The sequence below is a fragment of the Nannocystis pusilla genome (genome assembly GCF_020073745.1).
Taxonomy (GTDB): Bacteria; Myxococcota_A; Polyangia; order Nannocystales; family Nannocystaceae; genus Nannocystis; species Nannocystis radixulma.
Genome location: NZ_JAIRAU010000005.1, coordinates 117283 through 136899, shown reverse-complemented (window position 1 = coordinate 136899; position 19617 = coordinate 117283). Strand labels below are relative to the sequence as shown.

Below are 19617 nucleotides of genomic sequence, written 5' to 3'. Positions count from 1 at the left end.
TCCTCAGCGTATAGTCCATGGGAACATGTACACGCATCGCAAGCGCCGCGCAAGCGCCGTCGGCTTCGGCAACAGCCCGCGCTCGACCCAGTTGCGCACGGTGAGGGTCGTGACGCCGGCGGCCTCCATGAGGTCCTGGGTCGTGCAGAAGGCCGGATCGACGATTCTCTGGTCGGTCATGTCGACGCGCTCACCCGGTCAACGGCGACGCTTGCTCGGGGTCGTAGCAGCACGGCGCGAGGCTACCTTGCGCCGCGGCGGGGCGCCATCCTCGGCCTTCAGCAGCTCGAGGATCTCGTCCAGCTTCAGGCCCTCCAGGCGTCCGCGATGACGGGCTTCACATCGTCGCCGGCCATGACGACGATGCCGCTGGCGAGCAGCTCGACCGGCGAGCAGTCGTCGAGCAGTTCGGGCGACAGCGGCGGCAGCGGCGGTGGCTCGACGAGCACGGGCTCGAGCGAGGACAGCACCGCCAGCGCGAGCGGGACGAGCGTGCCGGACATGGGCCCGATCCCGGACTTCGGCGGCAACCCGCCGGGCTGCCAGGGGAAGATCGATTTCCTGTTCATCATCTCGAACGGCGCGGAGACGCTGCCCTATCAGGCCGCGATCCAGGAGCTGTTCCCGCACTTCATCGACACCATCAAGAGCGACTTCGCCGACTTCGACTACCACATCATGGTCACCGGCGCGTCGCTCGCGTATCTCCCGTACTGCGCCCCCTGTTACATGTGCGACGACTGCGCCAAGCCCGGCTGCGGCGACTTCGGCGGGCCGGAGGACTACCCGTGCGATGAGGAGCTCGTCGAGTGCGACGTGAAGATGGGGGCGGGCGTGACGTTCATCGGTAACTGGGACGGCTCGAACAAGCGGTGCGAGCTCGCGGGGGGCAACCGCTTCATCACGTCGGAGGAGGGCGACAACTTCATCAACGCATTCAACTGCATCTCCACCCTTGGCGCAGGGCCGCAATGGCCGATCACGGAAACGGCGCTGATCTCCGCGTTCGAGCCGGAGATGTTGGACGGGTGCAACGCGGGCTTCATCCGCCCGGACGCGTTGCTCGCCGTCATCGTCTTGTCGCCGGGCGCGGAGAACATGCCGAACTACGAGCCGTGGTACTGGTACAAGAGGATAAAGAACGCGAAGAAGGGCAACGGCGACGCGATCGTCACGCTCGTCATCTCGAACGACAACGAGTTGCCTGAGGGCCACTGCAAGCCTCTTGTGGGGGGCACCAACTACCTGCGCATCCTCGCGGAAGAGGAGGCCGATCACGGCGTGTTCGGCAGCACCTGCGCCCCCAGCTACGTCCCGTACTTCGACGAGGCTGCCGCGATGATCCTCGAGCAGTGCTCGCTGCTGATCCCTCAGTGAAATTCAGCCGCGGAACATGCCGGTGATCCACTGGAAGTGGTTGCCGACCTGCAGCGAGCCGGTCCACGCGCACGTGTAGTCGCAGGCCAGGGCGGCCACCTGATCGGTGCCCTGCGTGGGTCCGTCCAGCTTCAGGTACTCGACGAGCGGCGAGGCAGCATCCTCCACAGCGAAGATCCAGGCGTTTGCGCCGAAGCCGGTCTCGACGAGCGAGCCCCCTACGATCGTCCGTCCCTCGCGCGCATAGCCGACCGCGTTGCACGTCGACGCCCCCATCGAGGTCTCGACGCGCGGTGCCTGCTCCTGGAGCGCGTCGTCGAACCAGCGCACGACGAGCTGTGTCTTCGCGTTGGGGTCCGCCTGAACGTAGCCGCAGGCGGCGAGACCGTCGTCCGTCGCTGTCACCGCGAGCAGCGCGTCTTGAAGGCCCAGGTTGCCGGTCGAGCTCCACTCGCCGACACGGATGGCGTGGGCCTCGTAGAGCAGGACGACTCCGCGGAGAAGGAGCTTGTTGGTGATCGGGTCCCAAATCTCGCGCGTCCCCACGACCCCCACGCGTCCATCTTTCAGCACGGCGACGCCGCGGCCGCGCTCGCTCCACTCGTTCGCCGGGTCCAACGCCTTCGACTCGCGGAACACGTCGACCCCATGCGCTGTCTTGTCGGCGCCGTAGACCCACGTCGCCATGTCCCATAGTTCGGGTGCATCGTTCGTCCGGATCCCGCCAGTGACGTAGATAGTCCCGTCCGGCATCACGCCTACGCCGCGCGCCTCGGTGCCCGGGTTGTGCAGCAGCTCCCAGACCAACTCGCCGTCGGGCGAGAACCGCACGACGTACATGCGCGGCTCGCCGAGCATGATCGCGGTCGCGGCGAAGACGATGAAGCCTTCCGCGTCGACCGCGAGCGCGGTGGGCCCGACGTTCTCCGGCTTGAGTGGAGCGATCCCCGTCCAGGTCGGGTGTGCCTTGGTCCACGCGCCCGGCACCCCGAACCACTTCCCGCCCTCATCGAAGCGGCGGAGCGTGCCAAGGACTTGCATGCCGTCCCACACGACGCCGGCCGACAGCGCGAGGCCGTCCTGCTGAGCCACGCCGACGCCCATGCTCTGCTGGCCGTCGTTCTGCTCGATCGTCTTCCAGATCTCACCACCAGGCGGGCCGACCACGCTCGGCTGGAAGATCGACGCCTCGGCCGTCTGCCCGCCCGCGTCGCGCACGCGGACCGTCAGCTCGCTCCCGGGGTTGTTGGTCGCGGCGCCGATCACCGGGAAGACGAGCGGCTCGCCTACTGGCGCGGTCGCTATCACGACCCCGTCGTCGAGCAGCTCCGCCTCGACCGCGTCGGCACTGGCCGTGTAGGTGACGAGTGTCGGCCCGACCTCTTTGGCGATCTCCGGGTCGCAGACGATCTCCGCGACCCACGGCGGATCGTCGACCGGATCGCCAGTCTCGGGCGTGCCGAACGTCTCCGAGGCGTTTCCCGTCGTTACGCCCGGCGCGGAGGTCGTTGGCGCGGGGCCCTCGCTCGCGCCGCCCCCTTCAGTGTCGCCCCCTTCGGTGCCGCCGCTCGTCGACCCTACCGTTGTCGGCGCCCCCGGGCCGTCGCTGCATCCGGTTGGGTCGTCCACGTAGGTGCACGCCTGCAGCTCGATGTCGCCGTAGCAGCCGACAACGATACTACTGAGGAAGGGGAGCGCGGCGAGAGACCGGCGAACCGACATGGACCCATGGTACCAGAAGATCCGCCGGTGGCGGTCGAGGCGCTGCGGCTAGATCTGTGGTCAGTTACCCACTTACATCTAATTATCATGGCCTAACTCCTCTCCGGCGGCGGGTTCGGGTAGGATGAGCCTGTATGAGCCCCGTCACCCTGTCCCTGGTCCTGGCTATGGCCCCGTCGCCCGAGAGCGTGTGCCACACCCGGGACACCGCGGCGGGACGAGTCGATCCCCAGGAGCGGGGTCGGGCCCTGGCAGCGGCGGCGGACGCCTGTCGGGAGGAATTCGAGGCCACGCCCGTCGACGCGTTTGACCGGCGCTCCTACCTCGCCTTCGAGGCCGAGAGGATCTACCGCAAGGCGCACGAGGCCGGCGGCGCCGACCGCCCGCTCTGCGCCGCCAAGCATGTGCTCGAAGCCTTCGCGGCGTCGCTCGCGACGTTGTCCGCGGGAGAGCGCCTGCGTGACCGCGAGGACGTGCAGGAGGCGCTGAAGGACATCGCCACGCTTCAGACCTGCGAGCCCGAGGCCTCGCCACCCGCGCCGGCTGTCGATACGGACCACGCGCCGGCCGCGAGATCAACCGAGGCGTCTCCGGAGCTCGTCAAGCCCGTGCCGCGTCCGCCCAGCTCCGAGCCAGTTCCGGCGCCCCGGGCGGCCGCCGCATCCCCGGCTCGGACCCGCCGTCCGCTTCGCATCGCGGGCTGGACCACGCTCGGCGTCGGACTCAGCCTTAGTCTGGGCGGCGTCGGGGCGCTCGCTCACGGCGCCGTCCTGCACGAGCGCGTCGAGGCCCTGAACGCCACCTACGGCAGCAACGGTATCCCCCAAGACCAAGCCGTCGACCCCGAAGCCGGTAAACGAGCGGATCGCTTTGCGATCGGACTCCTCATCGCTGGCCCTGCCGTCATCATCGCTGGCAGCACCCTCCTCGCCGTGGATGCGTATCGCGCCAAGAACGGCCGCCGGTTCGCGCTCAGCCCATCGATCCTCCCCGCCGCTGGCCTTCGCTTCAGGCTGGAGTTCTAACCATGTCCGACGACACCGACGACACCGACAAGGCCGCCGGGCCCTCCGACAAGGACGACGGCCACGTCGTCTACCTCAACTTCTCGCGCGAGAAGTTGGACAAGCACGACGGCACCAGCACCGAGGGCACCGCCGGCACCGCCGATTCCGCGAGCAGCACTGACCCCGCGGGGATCAGCGACTCCAGCGACGATGACGGCGCCGCCGACACCATCGACGAGAACGGAGGCCACGACGTCGCCTACCTCAAGCCGCTCGACAACGACTTCTCCCGCCAGTTGCTCGGCCATCGCTACCTCCTCGAGAAGCGCATCTCGGTCGGCACTGTCTCGACGCTCTACCGCGCGAAGGACAGGCGCCTGGGCACGACCGTCGCGGTCAAGGTGCTGCACCCCGAGTACAACAAGAACTCCGACCTCGCGCGGCGCTTCGCGCAAGAAGCACGCCTCGCGTCGCAAGTGCGCCACCAGAACCTCGTCCCCGCCCTGGACTTCGGCTGGCTCGGTGGCAAGCGCTTCATCGTCTTCGAGCTCGTGGATGGGCCGACCGTCCACGACCTGATCACCGAAGAGCCGCTCCCATGGCGCCGCGCCACTGCGCTCATCTGCGACCTGCTCGCGGGGCTCGCCGCGCTGCACGAGGCCGGCGTCGCGCACCGCGACATCTCGCCCGTCAATTGCCTCGTCGACACGGCGCACGGAGAGCGCGGGCGGCTCATCGATCTCGGCTATGCGCGCTTGCTCGACAAGCGCGGCCGCCTCGACATCGCGATGCAGCCCAAAAGTAAATCCAAGATCATCTACGGCACGGAGGGCTACATCGAGCTCGAGCGTCTGAACGGCGGACGCGGCGACTACCGCGCCGACATCTTCTCCATGGGCGCGGTGTGGTACGCGATGCTCATGGGCAGGACGCCGCTCGATCCGGCCGGCCTCGACGAGGCGTTCACGCCGATCGTCCTGCCCCTGCCGATGCCCGAGCCTCTCGTCGCCGTGCTGCGCGGAGCGCTGGCCCCACGCAAGGAGCGGCACCACAGCGCGGTCTCGATGCTCAGGGCCATCCGCGACGCGTTGCAGCAGATCGACGCGCAGGAGCCTCAGACTCGAGGCGGGTCGCTTTGGACGCGGCGGGCCGTGGTCCTCGCGCCAGCCCTGGCCGTCGGTGTCGTCGCGGCCTGGCTCTTGCCTGCGGTCCTTCGCTGCCCCGATCCCTCGCTCGTGGCGGCGGCGACGCAGAACGTCGAGACAGCCCCGCCGATTCTCGCAGAACCAGCCCCGGCCGTCGCACAATCCGCTCCAGCGCTCCCGCAACCTGCTCCGGATCCCGCCCCGCCGGTCCTCCCCGCGGAAGACATAAGCCCGCCGACGGCGCCGTCGACCTGGCAGACCTCGGACGAGACCATCCTCGCCAACTCGCCGTCACCGAAGCGCAATACAACAGCACCATCATCCGCGCTGCGCCGTGCGCTCGTAGCGTGCAAGAGTGCTGCAGGCGCACGGCTGGATATCGAGGTCGCGCCGGGCAAGGCGGTGACGATCAACGACGGTCCCGCGCGTGGTGAGCTCGGACGTTGTATCGAAGAGGCGCTGGCCAAGCACCCGCCGAAACGACCCGAGCGCTTCAAGCTGTAGCGATGCACCGGCGGTAGGCCGAACTGGACATCACCGGCCGAGGGTGACCTCGAGGAGCTCGACGAACAGCGCGGTGATGTTGTCCTTGCCGCCGCAGAGGTTGGCGTAGCGGATCGCCGCCGGCGCGGCGACGCGGGGGTCGAGCCGGAATAGGTCGATCAGGGGGTCGGCGGCGCGGTCGAGGTACTCGTGGAGGCCGTCGGAGCAGAGCAGGAGGCGGTCGCCGGCCTGCAGCGGGAAGGCTGTGATGTCGACCTCGACGAATTCACGCAGGCCGACCGCGCGGGTGATGAGGCTCTTCCGCCCGCGCGCCTTGTCGGCGTCGATGAGGCCCTGCTTGACCTGCATGTTGAGCAGCGTGTGGTCCTCGGTGAGCTGACGGACGTCGTCGCCGCGCGCGAGGTAGACGCGCGAGTCGCCGACCTGGCCGACGATCGCCAGATCGCCGGCCACGAGGACGACCGACGCGGTGGTGCTCATGCCCGAGAAGCGGGCGTCGACCTCACCCATGCCGTGGACGATGTAGCAGGCGTTCTGCACCGCGCCGCGGACGAGCGCGCCCAGGCGGGCGACGGTCTCGGCGCCGAGCCGGACCTGCGACGCGCCGCTCGAGCGGCCGTGCATGACCATGCGACGCGCCATGCGGGCCTCCTCGGCGGCCGCCTGGACGAGCTCGGCCTCGTCGCAGACCCACTCGCGAATCAGGTCGACCGTCATCTGCGAGGCGACCTCGCCACAGGCGCGCCCGCCGACGCCGTCGCACACGACGAAGAGGCCGAGATCGTCGGCGCCGAAGAAGGCGTCCTCGTTCTGGCTCCGGCGTCGACCGACGTCGCTGGCGCCGTGATGACGGGTCCGCACAGCGTGAACATACAACAACTGCGGGGCGCGGCGGCGCCGCCTCGTCGATGGTCGGCGGCGCTACTCCCTTGCTACGCAGGCTCGTCGTCGGCGGTACACGTTGGGGCAACCGCGGCGGCACGCACTCCGCCGCCGCTCTCGAGCACGATCACTGCGCCCGATCCGCGATCTTGTACCGCGTCTTCGACCGGTCGCCGGTTCGCACGATGGCGCCGCGCTCTGCGAGTCGCTTGAGCGCGAGCCGCAGCGCCTCGCCGTTCCCCCCGACGCGCGGGCGCACATCGCCGGCGGCGATCCAGTCGCCAGCCTCGCGAATGACGGCCAGGACCGCGGCCTCGTAACGATCCTTTTCTGCCCGCTTCTCCGGGGACACGCCCGGAGGGGTGGGCTTTGCCGCGTTCGTCGGTGCCGCCGATGCGCGGCCGGCCTTCTTCTGCGCGGCCTTTCGTGTGGCCTTCTTCTTCGCCCTGGTGGGCTTCCGCTTGCGCTCGCCGCTCGCGCCCGGCTGCTCCTTCGCCGCCGCGGCCTCGGCCTTGCCGCGCTTCCGCTTGGTCCCTGTCTTCTTGGCCTTGGCCGTCGGCTTCGACGTATGCGTCGGCTCGACCGGCGCAGCGGACGGTTCCGACGATGGTGCGCCGAACGCCTCCGCGATCCGCATCGGGCCGAGTCCCCGGCCGATCGGGCTCGAGAGGAGTTGCCGGAGGTCATCGAAGGTCATGGTCGATGCGCGCTGGCGAAGGATCTGCGCGAGGGCCGCGCGCTGTTGTGCGGCGAGTGACTCCTGCAGGGCTTTCTGGATGGTTTGGATGAATCCCACGGCGTCATCGTGCCCGAACTCGTGGACGGTCGAAAGCCCCGCCGATGCGTGCCAGCGAACCCATCTCACGCCTTCCCCCGGTGCTGATTCGGCCGAGTGTTCGGGACGAGCTCGTGCCCGCCACAGAGAGCTGACCTGAGCGACACCGCCAGCCAGGCTGCGCCCCGCCAAGGAGGCCAGGTATGGGTTGGTCGAGTCGCGTACCGTATCGGTCCGTCAGCGCCGAGCAGCGTCGTCCCGGTCGCCTCGCCTTCGCCCAGCAGGACTCTCGAGATATTCGGCGCCGAAACATTGTTCTCGTGTTCTTCGGTTCCGGGCCGACGATTCAGCCACGGGAACGCGAGCGGGGCGGTCCGTCTTGTACTGGTTGGCTGTAAGTGCAAGCATCGAAGCATGTTCTCATCGCCACGCTCACTGCTGCCCTGCCTCGGTACCGCGATCCTTGTGGTCGCAGCCGCCTGCCAGAACGACGACCCCGGCGCGACTTCGGATGCGTCGGTGGGCAGTTCGGTGGGCAGTTCGGTGGGCAGCTCGGCCGGGACTTCGGACACCGTCACGGGCACGAATCCGACGGGTGGAGAGGGCGCGGAAGAAGGGGAGAGCGGGACCGGGGGGGCTTGCGGCGACGGTACCTGCGACGTATGGGAAGGATGCGCCGATTGTCCCGAAGATTGTGGCGCGTGTGCGATGTGCGATCAGGCACCGGCTTGCGCGGGGAACCTCCAGCCGCCCACGATCACGGAGCCGATGCCGGAGTTGATGACGGAGATGTCGCTACTGACGATGCAGGACATTCTGCGTCGCGTCTCGGCGCGGATCGAGGGCGCCGATGCGTCGGTCCGCCTGCTCGCGCACGCCCTCGCGTCGCCGCTCCTGGATGAGCCGAACCTGGTCACGCGCCTTCGGTCGCGCCTATCGGCCCACCCGGCGCTGGAAATGCGGATACGCAGCGCTCTACACCGGGCCGGCATGTACTCCGTGGAGCAGTACCGCGATCAGCATCCCCTGGACGTCGACGATCGGACGCTGGGCCAGCCAACGCCCCCCACCGCGGTCTGCGACAACCCGCGCCTGCGGATCCGTGTCGCCTCGCTCACCGTGAACGAGGACTACGACGACGTCGCCGACGATGTCGTGTACTGCATCATCACGACCGAAGCCGAGACGGCCTCGGAACTACACCTCCTGCCCCCCACCAACGAATTGGACGAAGGGGACACCCAGAACTACGGCACCACGGCCGGCATCATCTGGGGTGCCGACAACAAGCTCGCTCCCCCAGGAGGCAACATGCACATCAACTACGATTGCTTCGAGTCGGACCAAGCCGACGGGTTCAACCAGCTCGCTGAGGCCGCCGCCGAACTTGTCGGGGGGGTCGGTGGTATCCCGATTCCGGGCCTGGAGGGCGGTTGGACCGTCCCTGGCAGCGCGGTCGCGTCGCTGATCATGAGCCTCCTCGCGCTCGATACCGACGACTACCTCCTCAACGCCCAGCAGATCATCGACAAGGAGCTGTTGCTGGAGCTCACCCAGGGACGCTACTGGAACCTGCGCCGCTCGGATTCCGGCACCTTCTGGGCCTGGGATTGGACGCTGCGTCTGGAAGCCTGGGGGTGCACCGATGATGGAACGTTGTAGGCCGCCGCGATCGCTTGGCGTTGCGCTGCCAGGTCGTGAAACGAGCTTGGCATAACAGCGCTATCGATCCCGTGGTCGCACCGCCGGACCCGCTGCGGGCGGCCCCGTGATGGGGCTCGCCGGGTCGCGTGACGGTCGAGTTTGTGCTCGCGCGAACTCGTCGTCCAGGTCATCAAAGGTCGTGAGGGTTCGATCGCGCGGCCTTGTTCCGCTCGCCGACCCTTGAGCGGAGGGACGAGTATCCGCGTTCGGCTCGAAGGCGCGTGCCTGCATTGTCGATGACGCTGGCTTCGGTGAATCCCACCGCCCAGGGCTCGCGGTCGGCGCTCGTGGGAGCGCGACCGAGTCGTCCAGATCGTCAAAGGTCGTCAGGGTTGGGTCTGTAGGACGCCTTCCCGCGGGGCCTGGCTCCGCTCCGGCGCTCGGCGCTCGGGCCGCTGTCCATCCTGGTTGCGGCGGCACTGTCGTCGGTCGGTGGGGCGCATCGTGGGGAGGGCGGGCCTCGGGCGGCAGTTCCAACATGGGGCCCGCGCGTAGTGCGGCTGCGAGCGCGTCCTCGAGCTGCTCGTTGCGGCGTCGAAGGACGCGGTTGGCCTCCAGCATCTCCTCGCTATCTGTCCCTGCGGCGGGCTCGCGGTGACCAGCCTCGGCCGCAAGCGCTCGCAGTCGTCCCCAGATCGGGTCCGCGGGATCCGCGAGCCGATCGCCGCGGAAGGCAGCCACGTGACGGTCGAGCTCGAACAGCTCCGGGAGGAGCCGGTGCATCAGCGTGTAGGCGGTGCGTTGCGTGCGGTCGCACCCGTTCAAGCACGTCCCCGCCAAATCGCCGAGCTCGGTGATCACGCTGCCACGACGACCATCGAGTCGGCATGGGCGACGACTCGCCGCCATGGGCGTCTGCGCGAAGGCCTTGCGCGCCTGTCCGGCGCCTCGTCTCTGGCCCACCGACTGCTTGGAGAGGGCCATCATCGCCCACTTCAGGATCTCCACGTTCCCTGGCGATATCGTGTGCGCGCTCGCGGAGCGTGGCGAATCATCAGTGTTTGTCGGCGCCCGCACCTTGGGTGGGTCCCGTACGCGGCGCAGGTCCTCGAGCGCCATCCTATCCGCTACGACGACGAGGTCGTCGCGCGTCCGCAGAATCACGAAGCCGTCGACGCCCGCGTGGATCAGGATAAACTCGTCCTCTTCGATCCGGACGGCACCGACCACGTTGTCGACGAGCACGGGCTCGAACCCGACCCGCTGATCGCCGCGCCCGAGTCCCATGCGGTGTCCTGCGTGCGTGCGCTGAAGGAAGTGAGCGTCGAAGATCAGCTCCTCCCGCCGTCCCTCCGCGAGCGCCGAGAGGCCCAGGGCGCCGTCGACGTGGAATAGCGCGCAGCCCCCGTCCGCAGCCTCACGGAGCCAGAACTCGCCGCACGTCGCCACGCACCGCCACCAGCCTGGGCCCGCCGGCCGCCACTTCTGCGGCGTGGTCTGCGGATCGGGCACCGTCACGAGCACCGGCCGCCGCGCCAGCTCCTCGGCCCGCCGCATGAGCGCGTCGCGGCGTCCCTCCGCGAGCCGCCGCCACCCAGCCTCGCCGCGGAAGCAGAAGGTCAGGACCCACCCTGGCTCGCTCTCCACGGGCAGCACGCAAAAGCGACCTTCGGGGACATCGGCCCCGATCCCCGCGCCGCAGATCGACCACGTCAGCTCGATCTTGCGCCGCTGGGTTCGATGTAGTCGCCATGCGGCAAGCCCTCGGGTCGCCGCCTCGCGGATTCTCTCGGCTCTAGCGCTGGGAGAGGGATCCTGCATACGCAGATGCGGTGGATTACGTTAGCGGGTCGCCGACCCCACGCCACCGATCACCTGTCAGAAGTGGGATTTTTCTCGAATGGACCAGACTGCGGTCCACTCCTCCCGCACAACCGCCGGGGACTGCTCCGGCCCGGTCATAGCGAGCGCGAGGTGTCTGGTCGACAACGGACAGGCCGGGGCCTGACTGAGGTCGCCGTCGCGCCTCCACGACACTGCCGGCCGGTGCCGCGAGTGTGCGCTCCAGCGCGTGGCGTTCGACGGGACAGCGTGTGTCCGCATTGCCGCGTCGCCCCTGGTGGTGCCTCCGCCCCGTCGCTGTGCCGCCCAGGTTCGCGCCGGCCCGCGGAAATGCAGCCACGGTGGCTTACACGGCCGCGTGCGCCCGGAGGTGACAGCGGACAGTCCGCTGTCACGCGACACAAGACAGTCGCTGTCACGCAGAACCGGACATCACAGTGACAGCAATGGGGACAGCGCGGAGGCTCATGACATCGCATTGTCCATACTGCCATCAATGGAGCCGGGCGGCGCGGCGACAAATTTCTCTCGCCTCGCCTTGCCTCGGAGGGTCGGCCCATTAGCCTTGGATGTGATGGCTGGACAATCGACCGATGAACCTCGCGTCCACACGCTCGTGATCCTGAGCAGCGATGGCGCCCCGCTCGTCACCGAACAGTTCACGAGCCTCGTCGCGTTCTACAGGAGGCTCAAGATCCACGCGCGTAAGAACCGCGGGCGGATGTACCGCTATCTGTTCGACGGCGAGTTCTACACCGAACCCGCCGAGGACGAGCCCGCTGACGCCGATAATGCCCCGCCGGCCGAGTCTCCGCGCGAGGCCGTCACGGCCGAGGTCGTCGAGCGTCCGGCGGCGATGTCCTCGGCCGCCGCGCGGTCGGCCCTGCCACCGCCACCCCCGGCGGCGCCCCAAGCACGTCCGCCCAGCAGCCGAGCTGTCGTCGCTGCGCAGCTCCCGTCGTCTTCGACCCTACAGACCATCATGAACCAACCCGTCTCGCAGGACACGCGCGACGTCCTCGCCGTCGCCCAGCTCGCGCACCACATGCTGTGCGACAGCTATGCCCGCGCCGCGCAGGTGCAGGCGCAGGTCCTCGGCCAGGTCAACGACGCAGTCCAGGGCTTCCTTGCCAACAACCAGCGCCTGGCCGAGCAGACCTGCCACCTGCAGGACCGCTTCCAGGAGGCCATGGAGAGCGTCGACCTCCTCGAGGCCGAGCGGCGCATGCTCGAGTACCAGCAGCTCGCGCACCAGCTCCAGCACCAGCAGGCCACCTACGACGCCGAGATGATGGCCATGGCCCATCGCCAGTACCGCGGCTCGCGCTGGAGCGAATTCCTCGACGGCGTCCTCGACTTCTTCGTCCCGCAAGATCAAGACCCCAAATAAGGAGACAGACGAATGGATGCACCGCAACAACCAACAGGCTCCCCCGGCGCCTTCATGAACGGCCTCGAACAGGGCTTCGCCCAGAGCTACGGCGATCGTTTGCGAGGCGCCCGCAAGGGCGCCCGCGCGGACCAGGACGCCAGCGAGGTCGAGCGGATCTGCAGCGCCCGCACGCTCGAGGAGCGCATGCAGCGGATGGCCGAGTTCCGCCGCGGCCGCTGGTACCAGCTCGGCGCCATCTGCACGAGCGCCGTCGCCGGCGTCGGCCTCGGCATGGTCGCGCAGGGCGTCGCCGACGTGCGCGTCGCCGGCGTCCCCGTCATGGGCGTGCTCGGCCTCGGCGGCATCGCGGCCGGCGCCGCCATCGACGAGAGCCTTACCACCCGCGCCTTCTTCGCTGTCGGCGGCACCATGTTCACGATCGGCACGATCGCCTACGCGTACATGCACCCGCTGCCGGCCGCGCCCGACGCCCAGAACGGAGGCGCACCGTGAACACGGTGATCGCCCGCGTGCTCCGGGTGCTGACCGGCCACTCGCCGACCGCGCTGCTGCACGCCGCCGACGCGCACGGCCACGAGCACAAGCTCGAGGTCCCCGTCGACGCCGTTCGCAGCGTCGTCCCGGGCCACGTGCTCGTCCTGCAGTGGTCTGTCCACGCGCTCCCAGACGACCTCGCCAGCACCGAGCCGAGCGGTCCCGAAGTGTCCCCGGCCGCTCCCACGACACAGCCGGAGGCCAGCTCCGCCACGAGCTCGACCACCGACACGGCTGCGCGCCATCTCGAGTCGCTGCTCGGCCTCCAGCCCGGCCGGCTCAGCGGCGGCTGAACCTGCGCCACTCATTACATTCGCTCGCTGTCTTCACAATCCGACCTCCAACCTCCGCGTGCAATGCCCGCGGTCCGGGCGGTGTCACGCCCAGGAAGAGAAGTTCCATGTCCGGCAGTCTGATCAAGTTCGAATCCATGCCTCACGAGTCCATGTCCATCGACGACCCGGCGGTCTTCCACCAACTCCTCCGCGCCCTGCGATGCAGCCCCGAGCGCTGGACCGAGGTCCTGCGCTGCGCGGAGTCCACCAACAGCCTGTCCGGCTGCTACGGCCGCCTCGAGGAGCGTTGCAAGTCCCTCGAGGGCCAATGCGAGGTCCTCATGCGTCTCGTCCGCCACGTCTGCTGCAGCGCCAACATCAACTTCTCCAAGATCACCATCGACGAGTACAGCGACGACTCGCAGGTCAACCTCGAGCAGATCGTCACCGGCTTGGGCGGCGACTACGTCAACGCCTTCCCGGTCACGCCGGGCAAGACGATCCGCATGCAGCACCCCTCGCGGCCGGGCTGGACGCCCAACCAGATCCGCATCGACATGAACCTCGCCGGCGGCGCCAACAACTACCTCGACTTCTTCGTCGAGTTCTACCTCGGGCCGGGCGATGACCTCCCGGGTAAGAAGATCGGCCCGACCTTCCGCGGCAACCAGTTCCTGAACAAGGACGGCGGCCAGATCATCGTCCCGTTCCCCAAGTACAAGAACGACCCGATCGACGTCGGCAGCCTCGAGCGCCTCGCCGTCGAGATCACCAACAGGAGCGGCGGCGTCAACCTCGAGTCGGCGCAGGTCGTCATCGTCTACGACAACAACCGCTTCTACGAGATGTGCCGCACCGAGGTGTGCAAGCCCGGCTGCAAACCGGACTGCAACGGCTCCACCTGCGGGCGATAGCCACGAACCCGCATGAATGGAGGCATCGCCATGGCTGAACCGATCAAAATCCGCCTGACCACCGACCTCGACCTCGACGGCACCACCCCGATCACGCTCACGCGCGACGCTCTCACCGTCGAGGGCCAGCGCCACTACACCGGCCACATCGCCGGAAGCGCCGGCATCGTCGGCGCCGACATCCTCGGCCTCTTCGCGCCGGAGGCCCCGAAGGTCCTCGGCATCGCCGCGAGCGGACACAACCCGAGGTCGGTCGCCCGGATCATCGACTCGGGCGGGCTCATTCGCGAGGAATTGAGCCTCAACCCGCGGCCCCAGTACGTGCTCCTGGACGGTAAAGATCGTCTGGCCATCCTCACGCGCAACGGCGGGCGCTGCCTGATCGATCTCGTCGTCAACGAGGCCAGCGAGTCCGACCACATGCAGTGGGCGCTGACTCGCCCCGCCGCGGCGAATCGCATCCGCCTGCGGATCATCCGCAGCGCGGGCGCGGCCTTCGTGCCGAACCTGACCGGCACGCCGTGGATCCCGAATTTCATCTGGGACCCGTCGACCCACATCCTGCACGTCACCGACGACGTCGGCTCCGGCCCAATCCCCCTCTCCGCGCTGTGCCCGTACCCTCGACAGTTCGGGTGCTTCCTCGCCGTCCGCTACGCCGGCAGCAACAACGACGGCAAGCTCCATGTCGTCGACGCGACAACACGCCGCGCCTGGATGGCGCAGCCGAACAACGTCGATGTCCGCTGGTCGGCGGTGCAGTACGTGAGCCATGACGATCACATCGCGCTCGAGGCGACCCCATTCGCCGTCGGCGAGAAGCTGATCTGCGACATCGAGGTCGTGCGCGTCGAGCCCGGCGATCGCCTGCGCGGCCGCTACGCGAACAGCCAGTAATCGGAAGGACCTGCCATGCTCCTCGATCGCCACCGTATCGCCTACCTCCTGCGGCTGTCGCAGATCGCCGACGGCTCGGAGGCCGACCGCGTCGCACACAAGGACGCGCTCGAAACGCTCCTTGTCTCCCTCTACGCCGGCGCGACGGCGGCGGCGCGCCAGAGCTTCGCGCTTCGCATGGGGCAGGTCCCCCCGGGCAGCAAGCCGTGGGCGGCCGTGCGACGACCCGCAGCGCCGATCCAGGTCACGCTCGGCGGTTCAGCGCCGCCCGTCCTGCTCCTCGTCCTCGGGCAGCTCGACGACGACCCCGACGCCGCGGAGGACGGCAACCGTCTGCCGGACCGCGACGCCAAGGAAGGCGCGCCGTGGCGGCTGCTCTACGCCGCGCTCGATAGCTGGGACATCGCAGTGATCGAGCACCATATCGACGCCAGCGGCTGGGTCCTCCCGCCCGACGACTTCGGCATCCCGCGCGACCAGGGCGCGCTCGTCGAGCTCGCGCCCTCGCAGGTCGTCATCGCCCGGTCCTCGACTCCGGCCGGTGGCACGCCCGCCGGCGCCGGCGCGCCGACGAAGGCCGCAGATGTCGGCCGCGATCTCGACGAGCACAGCGCCAAGGCGCTGCGCGTCGCAGGTGTCGTCGCCGGCACCGCAGCCACCGGCGCGGCCGTCTACGGCCTCGCACGCCTGATCTCCGACTGATCCCCTTCGAGCATGTCCCCAAAGCCACACGAGGCCACTCCATGAGCACACTCCTCCGATACGCCCTCGGCACCGCCGTGACCGGCGGCCTCGTCGTCGCCGCCGGCGCCTACTTCGCGCGCCGGCAGGCCACGCAGCCCGCGGGGGATCCCCCTCAGACGCCCGCGCCTGACCCTCAGACCATCCCGGCGCCCAAGCCCACCAGCACGGGCCCGATCGCCTGGGACGGCGCGCTGCCGCTGCCGACCGCCGCCGACATCAAGGGCGACCTCGGTCGCAACTGGGGCACGACGCCCGCCGATCTGCGCCCGCTCTTCCTGCTCGCGGAGGAGGCGAGCGGCATTGTCGGCGCCGGGCGGATCCTCGCGGTCATCGCCTACCGCGAGTCCCGCTTCATCCCCGCGGCCCACAACGGCGACGCTGAGAGCGAGCAGTCCGAGCGCAACTATTCCTACAACGCCTATCACAACAACAAGGGCCGCAACCCGACGCTCATGCACGGCGACGCGGCGGCCGCGTTCGGCAGCGGCGGCCTGTTCGGCGCGCTCGCGCCGTACTTCCTGTGGACAGGCGTGCAGGAGCTCAAGGACAAGGCACCGCTGCTCGCCTCCGATCCGCGGATCATGTTCCTCCCGCGCGTCGCGGCCTTCGCGGCCACCGTCTACCTGCAGCGCCTCCTCAAGAACTACGACATCCGCGACGTCGCGGACATCAAGGTCGGCTGGGGCAGCATCTCGCTTCTGATCCCACCCGGCCGCGACGGCGACACCTACAACAAGATCCGCTCGCAGTTTTGGGAGGACGCCAAGACGGTCGGCATCGATCTCGGTGACGTCGCCACCATCCCCACCAAGATGCGCGCCGACAACTGGCCCGGCGTCGGTGCTGTCTTCCAGAAGCTCGTCGGCCAGCTCCCCGTCCCGAAGGCCCTCGTATGAGCCACCTGACTACCTGCTACGGGTCCGACCTCGAGGCCGTCGCCGATCTCGTGCCGGACTTCGACGCGCGCTCCGCCGACGCCCTGTCGCTCTTCAACCTGTCCCAGTGGACAGACATCGCCGAAACGCTCGGGTTCGTCACGCAGCTCCAGACGGCCGCCGGTGCATTGCTGAAGGCCCGGCAAGGCCCTGCGAACCTGCATGCGGCCGCGCTGGCCACCTTCGAGACCTGGCACCGCGAGCGCCCGCGGAACCTCTCTCCGGCGATCCCGGCTGCTGTCCGCTCCGCCCGTGCGAAGGTCCGCCACGACGTCCTCGTCGGCTACACCGCCGCCCATTCCAGCGAGCTCTGGTTCCTCGATCAGCAACCCGCATCGCTGCGCGGCAGCGCCTGCTTCGACCGTGGCGCCACCACGCTCAGCGGTCGCGCCTTCCTCGACGACGCCCCTGTGAACCTCCTCCACAAGAATCGCAGCGTCGAAGCGACGACCGCGTGCGGATGGGGCGGACCCGTGCTCCTGTCCCTTGGGACATTCCCATGGGTCTACGGCGGGCGGCTGTATCGGACACCGCCGGCCCTCGACTGGGACGCCACCGCCACCCACAACCCCGCCGTCACGGCGATGCGCCTGTGCGCGAGCATGTGGCAGCCCGAGGGCAACCTCCGCCAGGACGCGCGCACGGTGGTCTACCGCTACCGGCACTTCCGCGAAGCGGTCGACCTCGTCCTGCGAGACCTCCCGCTCTACGACCCCAGGAGGCTCGTCCCCGGCCGCCTCTATCGCCGCGGCCTCTTGCTGCACGTCGAGCAAGCGAGCCTCGAGCTCGCCACTGTGCAGACGCCGCTCGGGCCGCTCGCGGGCAATGCCCACAACTACATCGTCCGCCGCTTCGCCGCCTTCTTCGCGCTGCGGCGTGCGCTCCTCCGCGACGCCACGCGCCTCAGCCCCGCGCTCGCCGCCCTCGTCGCCCAGAACCCCGATCCATGCCTCCGCGCCTTCGCCCCGAAGGGCCTCGCAACAGCGGAGGTGCGGCCGTGATCATCGACGTCACCTCTGACCGCTACGCCAAGATCTTCGGGCACCACCCGTTCGCCACGACCGCCTTCACCAGCGCCGGCACGCCCTACGAGGCCATGGTCGCCTGCCTGAGCGACCCGAGCTCGTGCGACACCAACCTCGATCGGCTGCTGAACGGCAAGCTCCAGAACCAGATCGGCACCCGCGACTTCAAGCTCGGCGCGCAGTACATGGTCCACCGGATCGTCACCGCTGCGAAGGAGTCGATCGACCTCGGCGCGCTCCAGACCAACGGTGTGCTGCGCGGGCTCGACGGCGCCATCGACCTCGTCATGACGCGCTTCTCGCTGCCCGACCTCATGGACGAGGAGATGGTCCTCAAGGCGCTCACCGACGCGGCCTTCGGCGCCGGCATGAAGGCCCTCGGCGCGACCGGCCCGGTCGGCAAGGTCATCGCCGCGATCGTCGGCTTCGGCGTCGCCATCGGCCAGGCTCACGCCGCGCGCCAGAAGGCCGCGAAGATCAGCGAGGAGCAGGCTCGGCGCGCCGTGTTCGCGCGCATGCCCCCGCTGCAGCAGCCCTCGAAGGACACCGACGACTACCTCGTCAACACCGCGCTCCTACCGATCCTCGCCGGTGGCGCCTGGACCAAGATCTTCGCCCCACGCTTCGACGGCGATGAGTGGGTCGGCGTCAAGCGCAAGCACGGCTACGCGTTCGCGCCCGGTAAGTCCACCGGGGGCAAGGACGAGGCAGGGGAGGACGTAGCGATCTTCGAGCCCGGCGAGGGCCTCGGGGTCCTCCCCGGCATGGACCAGATCACCTCCGTGATTCAGGTCAGCCTCGATCCGTTCGGCCCCGAGATCGCCGCCTTCAACGCCGACCGCAGCTACGCCTGGCCGATCAAGCAGGAGCACGTCGTCGACGTCGGCCAGTTCTACATCAACCTCGGCCGGCTCGGCGCCACCGCCTGGGCGCTCGCCACTCAGCAGGAGCAGAGCCTCGACCTCTTCAAGATCCACGTCGCGGACTTACACGCCCGCTGGAAGCGCTACTGCGACGGCGGCGTCCGCTTCTTGCGCGACAACGGGAAGGCGTGGGCCGAGGGCGGCAAGCGCTTCGACGATCTGCGCTACGTGTACGGCAGCTCGATCGGCTGCGCCGTGGGCGCCTGGCAATGCTACGTCTCCGGCGGCACCACCTATTCTCCCAAGTACGGCCGCCTCCTCCCGGGCCACGTCCGCAGGGACATGGGCCGCTTCGACGGCCTCAGCCCGATGTACGGCTGTGTTCTCCACCCGAACCTCACACGGGCGATCGGCAAGGGGGAGCTCTGCCTCGTCAGCATGTACGACTCGCACATCAAGGCGACGCTCGACATGGTGCGCGCGCGGCAGATCCACTGCCTCCGCCATTCCTTGCAGTGCGCCTACGTCAGGTCGAGCTGGGACGCGTTCAAGGACGGCAAAATGATGACACTGTTGAATCAGATGCGAGCGCTGCTACTGGAGCACCCCGATCGCCGGCTCGTCGATCTGAGCGACGTGCCCATCGGCGAGAAGTTCCAGGGCCAGGATTGGAAGGACCTGCTCCGCAAGGCCGGCGTTCAGGATCGGCCGCCCGGCGTCCTGGGCCTCAAGCTCAGCCCCGGATCGCTCGAGCCCACCAAGGACCCTGCGCCGATCGTGCCCGAGGCCACGCTGGCGATGCCTTTCGCCGACCCGCAGCGGTGCGGTAGCGACTGCGGGACGCAGCGCAACGGCTTGCGGGCGGCGGGGATCCTCGGCGGCACGGCCCTGGCCGCCGGGACAGGTTACTGGATGTACCGGCGCGCGCGCGACCGGAAGGAGACCCGGCGATGACGGACGCGACCTTGCAAGAGTGTCTCGACAGCTATACCCAATTCCGCGAGTACGCCTCGCGCGCCCAGCGGCGCTGGCGATGGATCGCCGCGATCTCCGGGACCGCCGGCCTCGGGCTCGGCGCCCTCTTGACCGTCGCGTTGCGACCGCGGCGCGAATTTTCTGACGACGAACGCACGAGGTGA

20 protein-coding genes are annotated in these 19617 nt (G+C 68.9%); 15 read left to right on the top strand and 5 right to left on the bottom strand.

What is annotated here, in order from left to right:
* Positions 1-3: 3 nt before the first annotated feature.
* Together K7C98_RS08500 and K7C98_RS08495 are read right to left on the bottom strand one after the other, a co-directional pair.
* Positions 4-180, bottom strand: coding sequence for a MerR family transcriptional regulator (locus tag K7C98_RS08500; RefSeq protein ID WP_224191079.1), 177 nt, complete (start codon positions 178-180; stop codon positions 4-6).
* Positions 181-305: 125 nt separating this feature from the next.
* Positions 306-503, bottom strand: a complete 198-nt coding sequence (locus tag K7C98_RS08495) for a hypothetical protein (protein ID WP_224191078.1) — start codon at positions 501-503, stop codon at positions 306-308.
* Between K7C98_RS08495 and K7C98_RS08490 the strand changes: the two genes are divergently transcribed.
* A complete protein-coding gene (locus K7C98_RS08490; protein WP_224191077.1) occupies positions 502-1377 on the top strand; it encodes a hypothetical protein in 876 nt (291 codons plus the stop codon). The genes K7C98_RS08495 and K7C98_RS08490 overlap by 2 nt on opposite strands.
* A gap of 3 nt (positions 1378-1380) precedes the next feature.
* Here the strand turns inward: K7C98_RS08490 and K7C98_RS08485 are convergent, their stop codons facing one another.
* Positions 1381-3099: a hypothetical protein gene (locus tag K7C98_RS08485; RefSeq protein WP_224191076.1), complete on the bottom strand. Its 1719-nt coding sequence runs from the start codon at positions 3097-3099 to the stop codon at positions 1381-1383.
* 134 nt (positions 3100-3233) lie between these two features.
* On the opposite strand from K7C98_RS08485, the gene K7C98_RS08480 reads away from it, so the two are divergent.
* The gene (locus K7C98_RS08480) at positions 3234-4124 is read left to right on the top strand and encodes a hypothetical protein (RefSeq protein ID WP_224191075.1); all 891 of its coding nucleotides are present in this window, start codon (positions 3234-3236) and stop codon (positions 4122-4124) included.
* 95 nt (positions 4125-4219) lie between these two features.
* Entirely contained in the window at positions 4220-5755 is a 1536-nt protein-coding gene (locus K7C98_RS08475; protein ID WP_224191074.1) for a serine/threonine-protein kinase, read from the top strand.
* Between the two features lie 30 nt (positions 5756-5785).
* On the opposite strand, the gene K7C98_RS08470 is transcribed toward K7C98_RS08475, so the two are convergent.
* Both K7C98_RS08470 and K7C98_RS08465 read right to left on the bottom strand, forming a co-directional pair.
* On the bottom strand, positions 5786-6616 hold the full coding sequence (locus tag K7C98_RS08470; protein WP_224191073.1) for a PP2C family protein-serine/threonine phosphatase: 831 nt from the start codon (positions 6614-6616) through the stop codon (positions 5786-5788).
* Between the two features lie 148 nt (positions 6617-6764).
* Positions 6765-7433, bottom strand: coding sequence for a hypothetical protein (locus K7C98_RS08465; RefSeq protein WP_224191072.1), 669 nt, complete (start codon positions 7431-7433; stop codon positions 6765-6767).
* A gap of 747 nt (positions 7434-8180) precedes the next feature.
* On the opposite strand from K7C98_RS08465, the gene K7C98_RS08460 reads away from it, so the two are divergent.
* The 12 genes from K7C98_RS08460 to K7C98_RS08405 all read left to right on the top strand — a co-directional run bounded on the left by K7C98_RS08460 (position 8181) and on the right by K7C98_RS08405 (position 19617).
* A complete protein-coding gene (locus K7C98_RS08460) occupies positions 8181-9074 on the top strand; it encodes a hypothetical protein (protein ID WP_224191071.1) in 894 nt (297 codons plus the stop codon).
* A gap of 636 nt (positions 9075-9710) precedes the next feature.
* Positions 9711-10451 (top strand): hypothetical protein, encoded by a 741-nt coding sequence (locus K7C98_RS08455; RefSeq protein WP_224191070.1) that lies wholly within the window; start codon positions 9711-9713, stop codon positions 10449-10451.
* Positions 10452-11472: 1021 nt separating this feature from the next.
* Positions 11473-12288: a hypothetical protein gene (locus K7C98_RS08450; protein WP_224191069.1), complete on the top strand. Its 816-nt coding sequence runs from the start codon at positions 11473-11475 to the stop codon at positions 12286-12288.
* A 12-nt stretch (positions 12289-12300) separates the two neighbouring features.
* Complete coding sequence (locus K7C98_RS08445; RefSeq protein ID WP_224191068.1) at positions 12301-12783, top strand: hypothetical protein; 483 nt, start codon at positions 12301-12303, stop codon at positions 12781-12783.
* Positions 12780-13118 (top strand): hypothetical protein, encoded by a 339-nt coding sequence (locus K7C98_RS08440; protein WP_224191067.1) that lies wholly within the window; start codon positions 12780-12782, stop codon positions 13116-13118. Before K7C98_RS08445 ends, K7C98_RS08440 begins: the two co-directional genes overlap by 4 nt.
* 137 nt (positions 13119-13255) lie before the next feature.
* Positions 13256-14014, top strand: coding sequence for a hypothetical protein (locus K7C98_RS08435; protein WP_224191066.1), 759 nt, complete (start codon positions 13256-13258; stop codon positions 14012-14014).
* Positions 14015-14044: 30 nt separating this feature from the next.
* Positions 14045-14911, top strand: coding sequence for a hypothetical protein (locus K7C98_RS08430; RefSeq protein WP_224191065.1), 867 nt, complete (start codon positions 14045-14047; stop codon positions 14909-14911).
* Positions 14912-14926: 15 nt separating this feature from the next.
* On the top strand, positions 14927-15613 hold the full coding sequence (locus K7C98_RS08425; RefSeq protein WP_224191064.1) for a hypothetical protein: 687 nt from the start codon (positions 14927-14929) through the stop codon (positions 15611-15613).
* A gap of 41 nt (positions 15614-15654) precedes the next feature.
* Positions 15655-16551 (top strand): hypothetical protein, encoded by an 897-nt coding sequence (locus K7C98_RS08420; protein WP_224191063.1) that lies wholly within the window; start codon positions 15655-15657, stop codon positions 16549-16551.
* Entirely contained in the window at positions 16548-17591 is a 1044-nt protein-coding gene (locus tag K7C98_RS08415; protein WP_224191062.1) for a hypothetical protein, read from the top strand. Before K7C98_RS08420 ends, K7C98_RS08415 begins: the two co-directional genes overlap by 4 nt.
* Positions 17588-19432 (top strand): hypothetical protein, encoded by a 1845-nt coding sequence (locus tag K7C98_RS08410; protein ID WP_224191061.1) that lies wholly within the window; start codon positions 17588-17590, stop codon positions 19430-19432. The genes K7C98_RS08415 and K7C98_RS08410 overlap by 4 nt, the downstream gene beginning before the upstream one ends.
* Positions 19429-19617, top strand: a complete 189-nt coding sequence (locus K7C98_RS08405; protein WP_224191060.1) for a hypothetical protein — start codon at positions 19429-19431, stop codon at positions 19615-19617. Before K7C98_RS08410 ends, K7C98_RS08405 begins: the two co-directional genes overlap by 4 nt.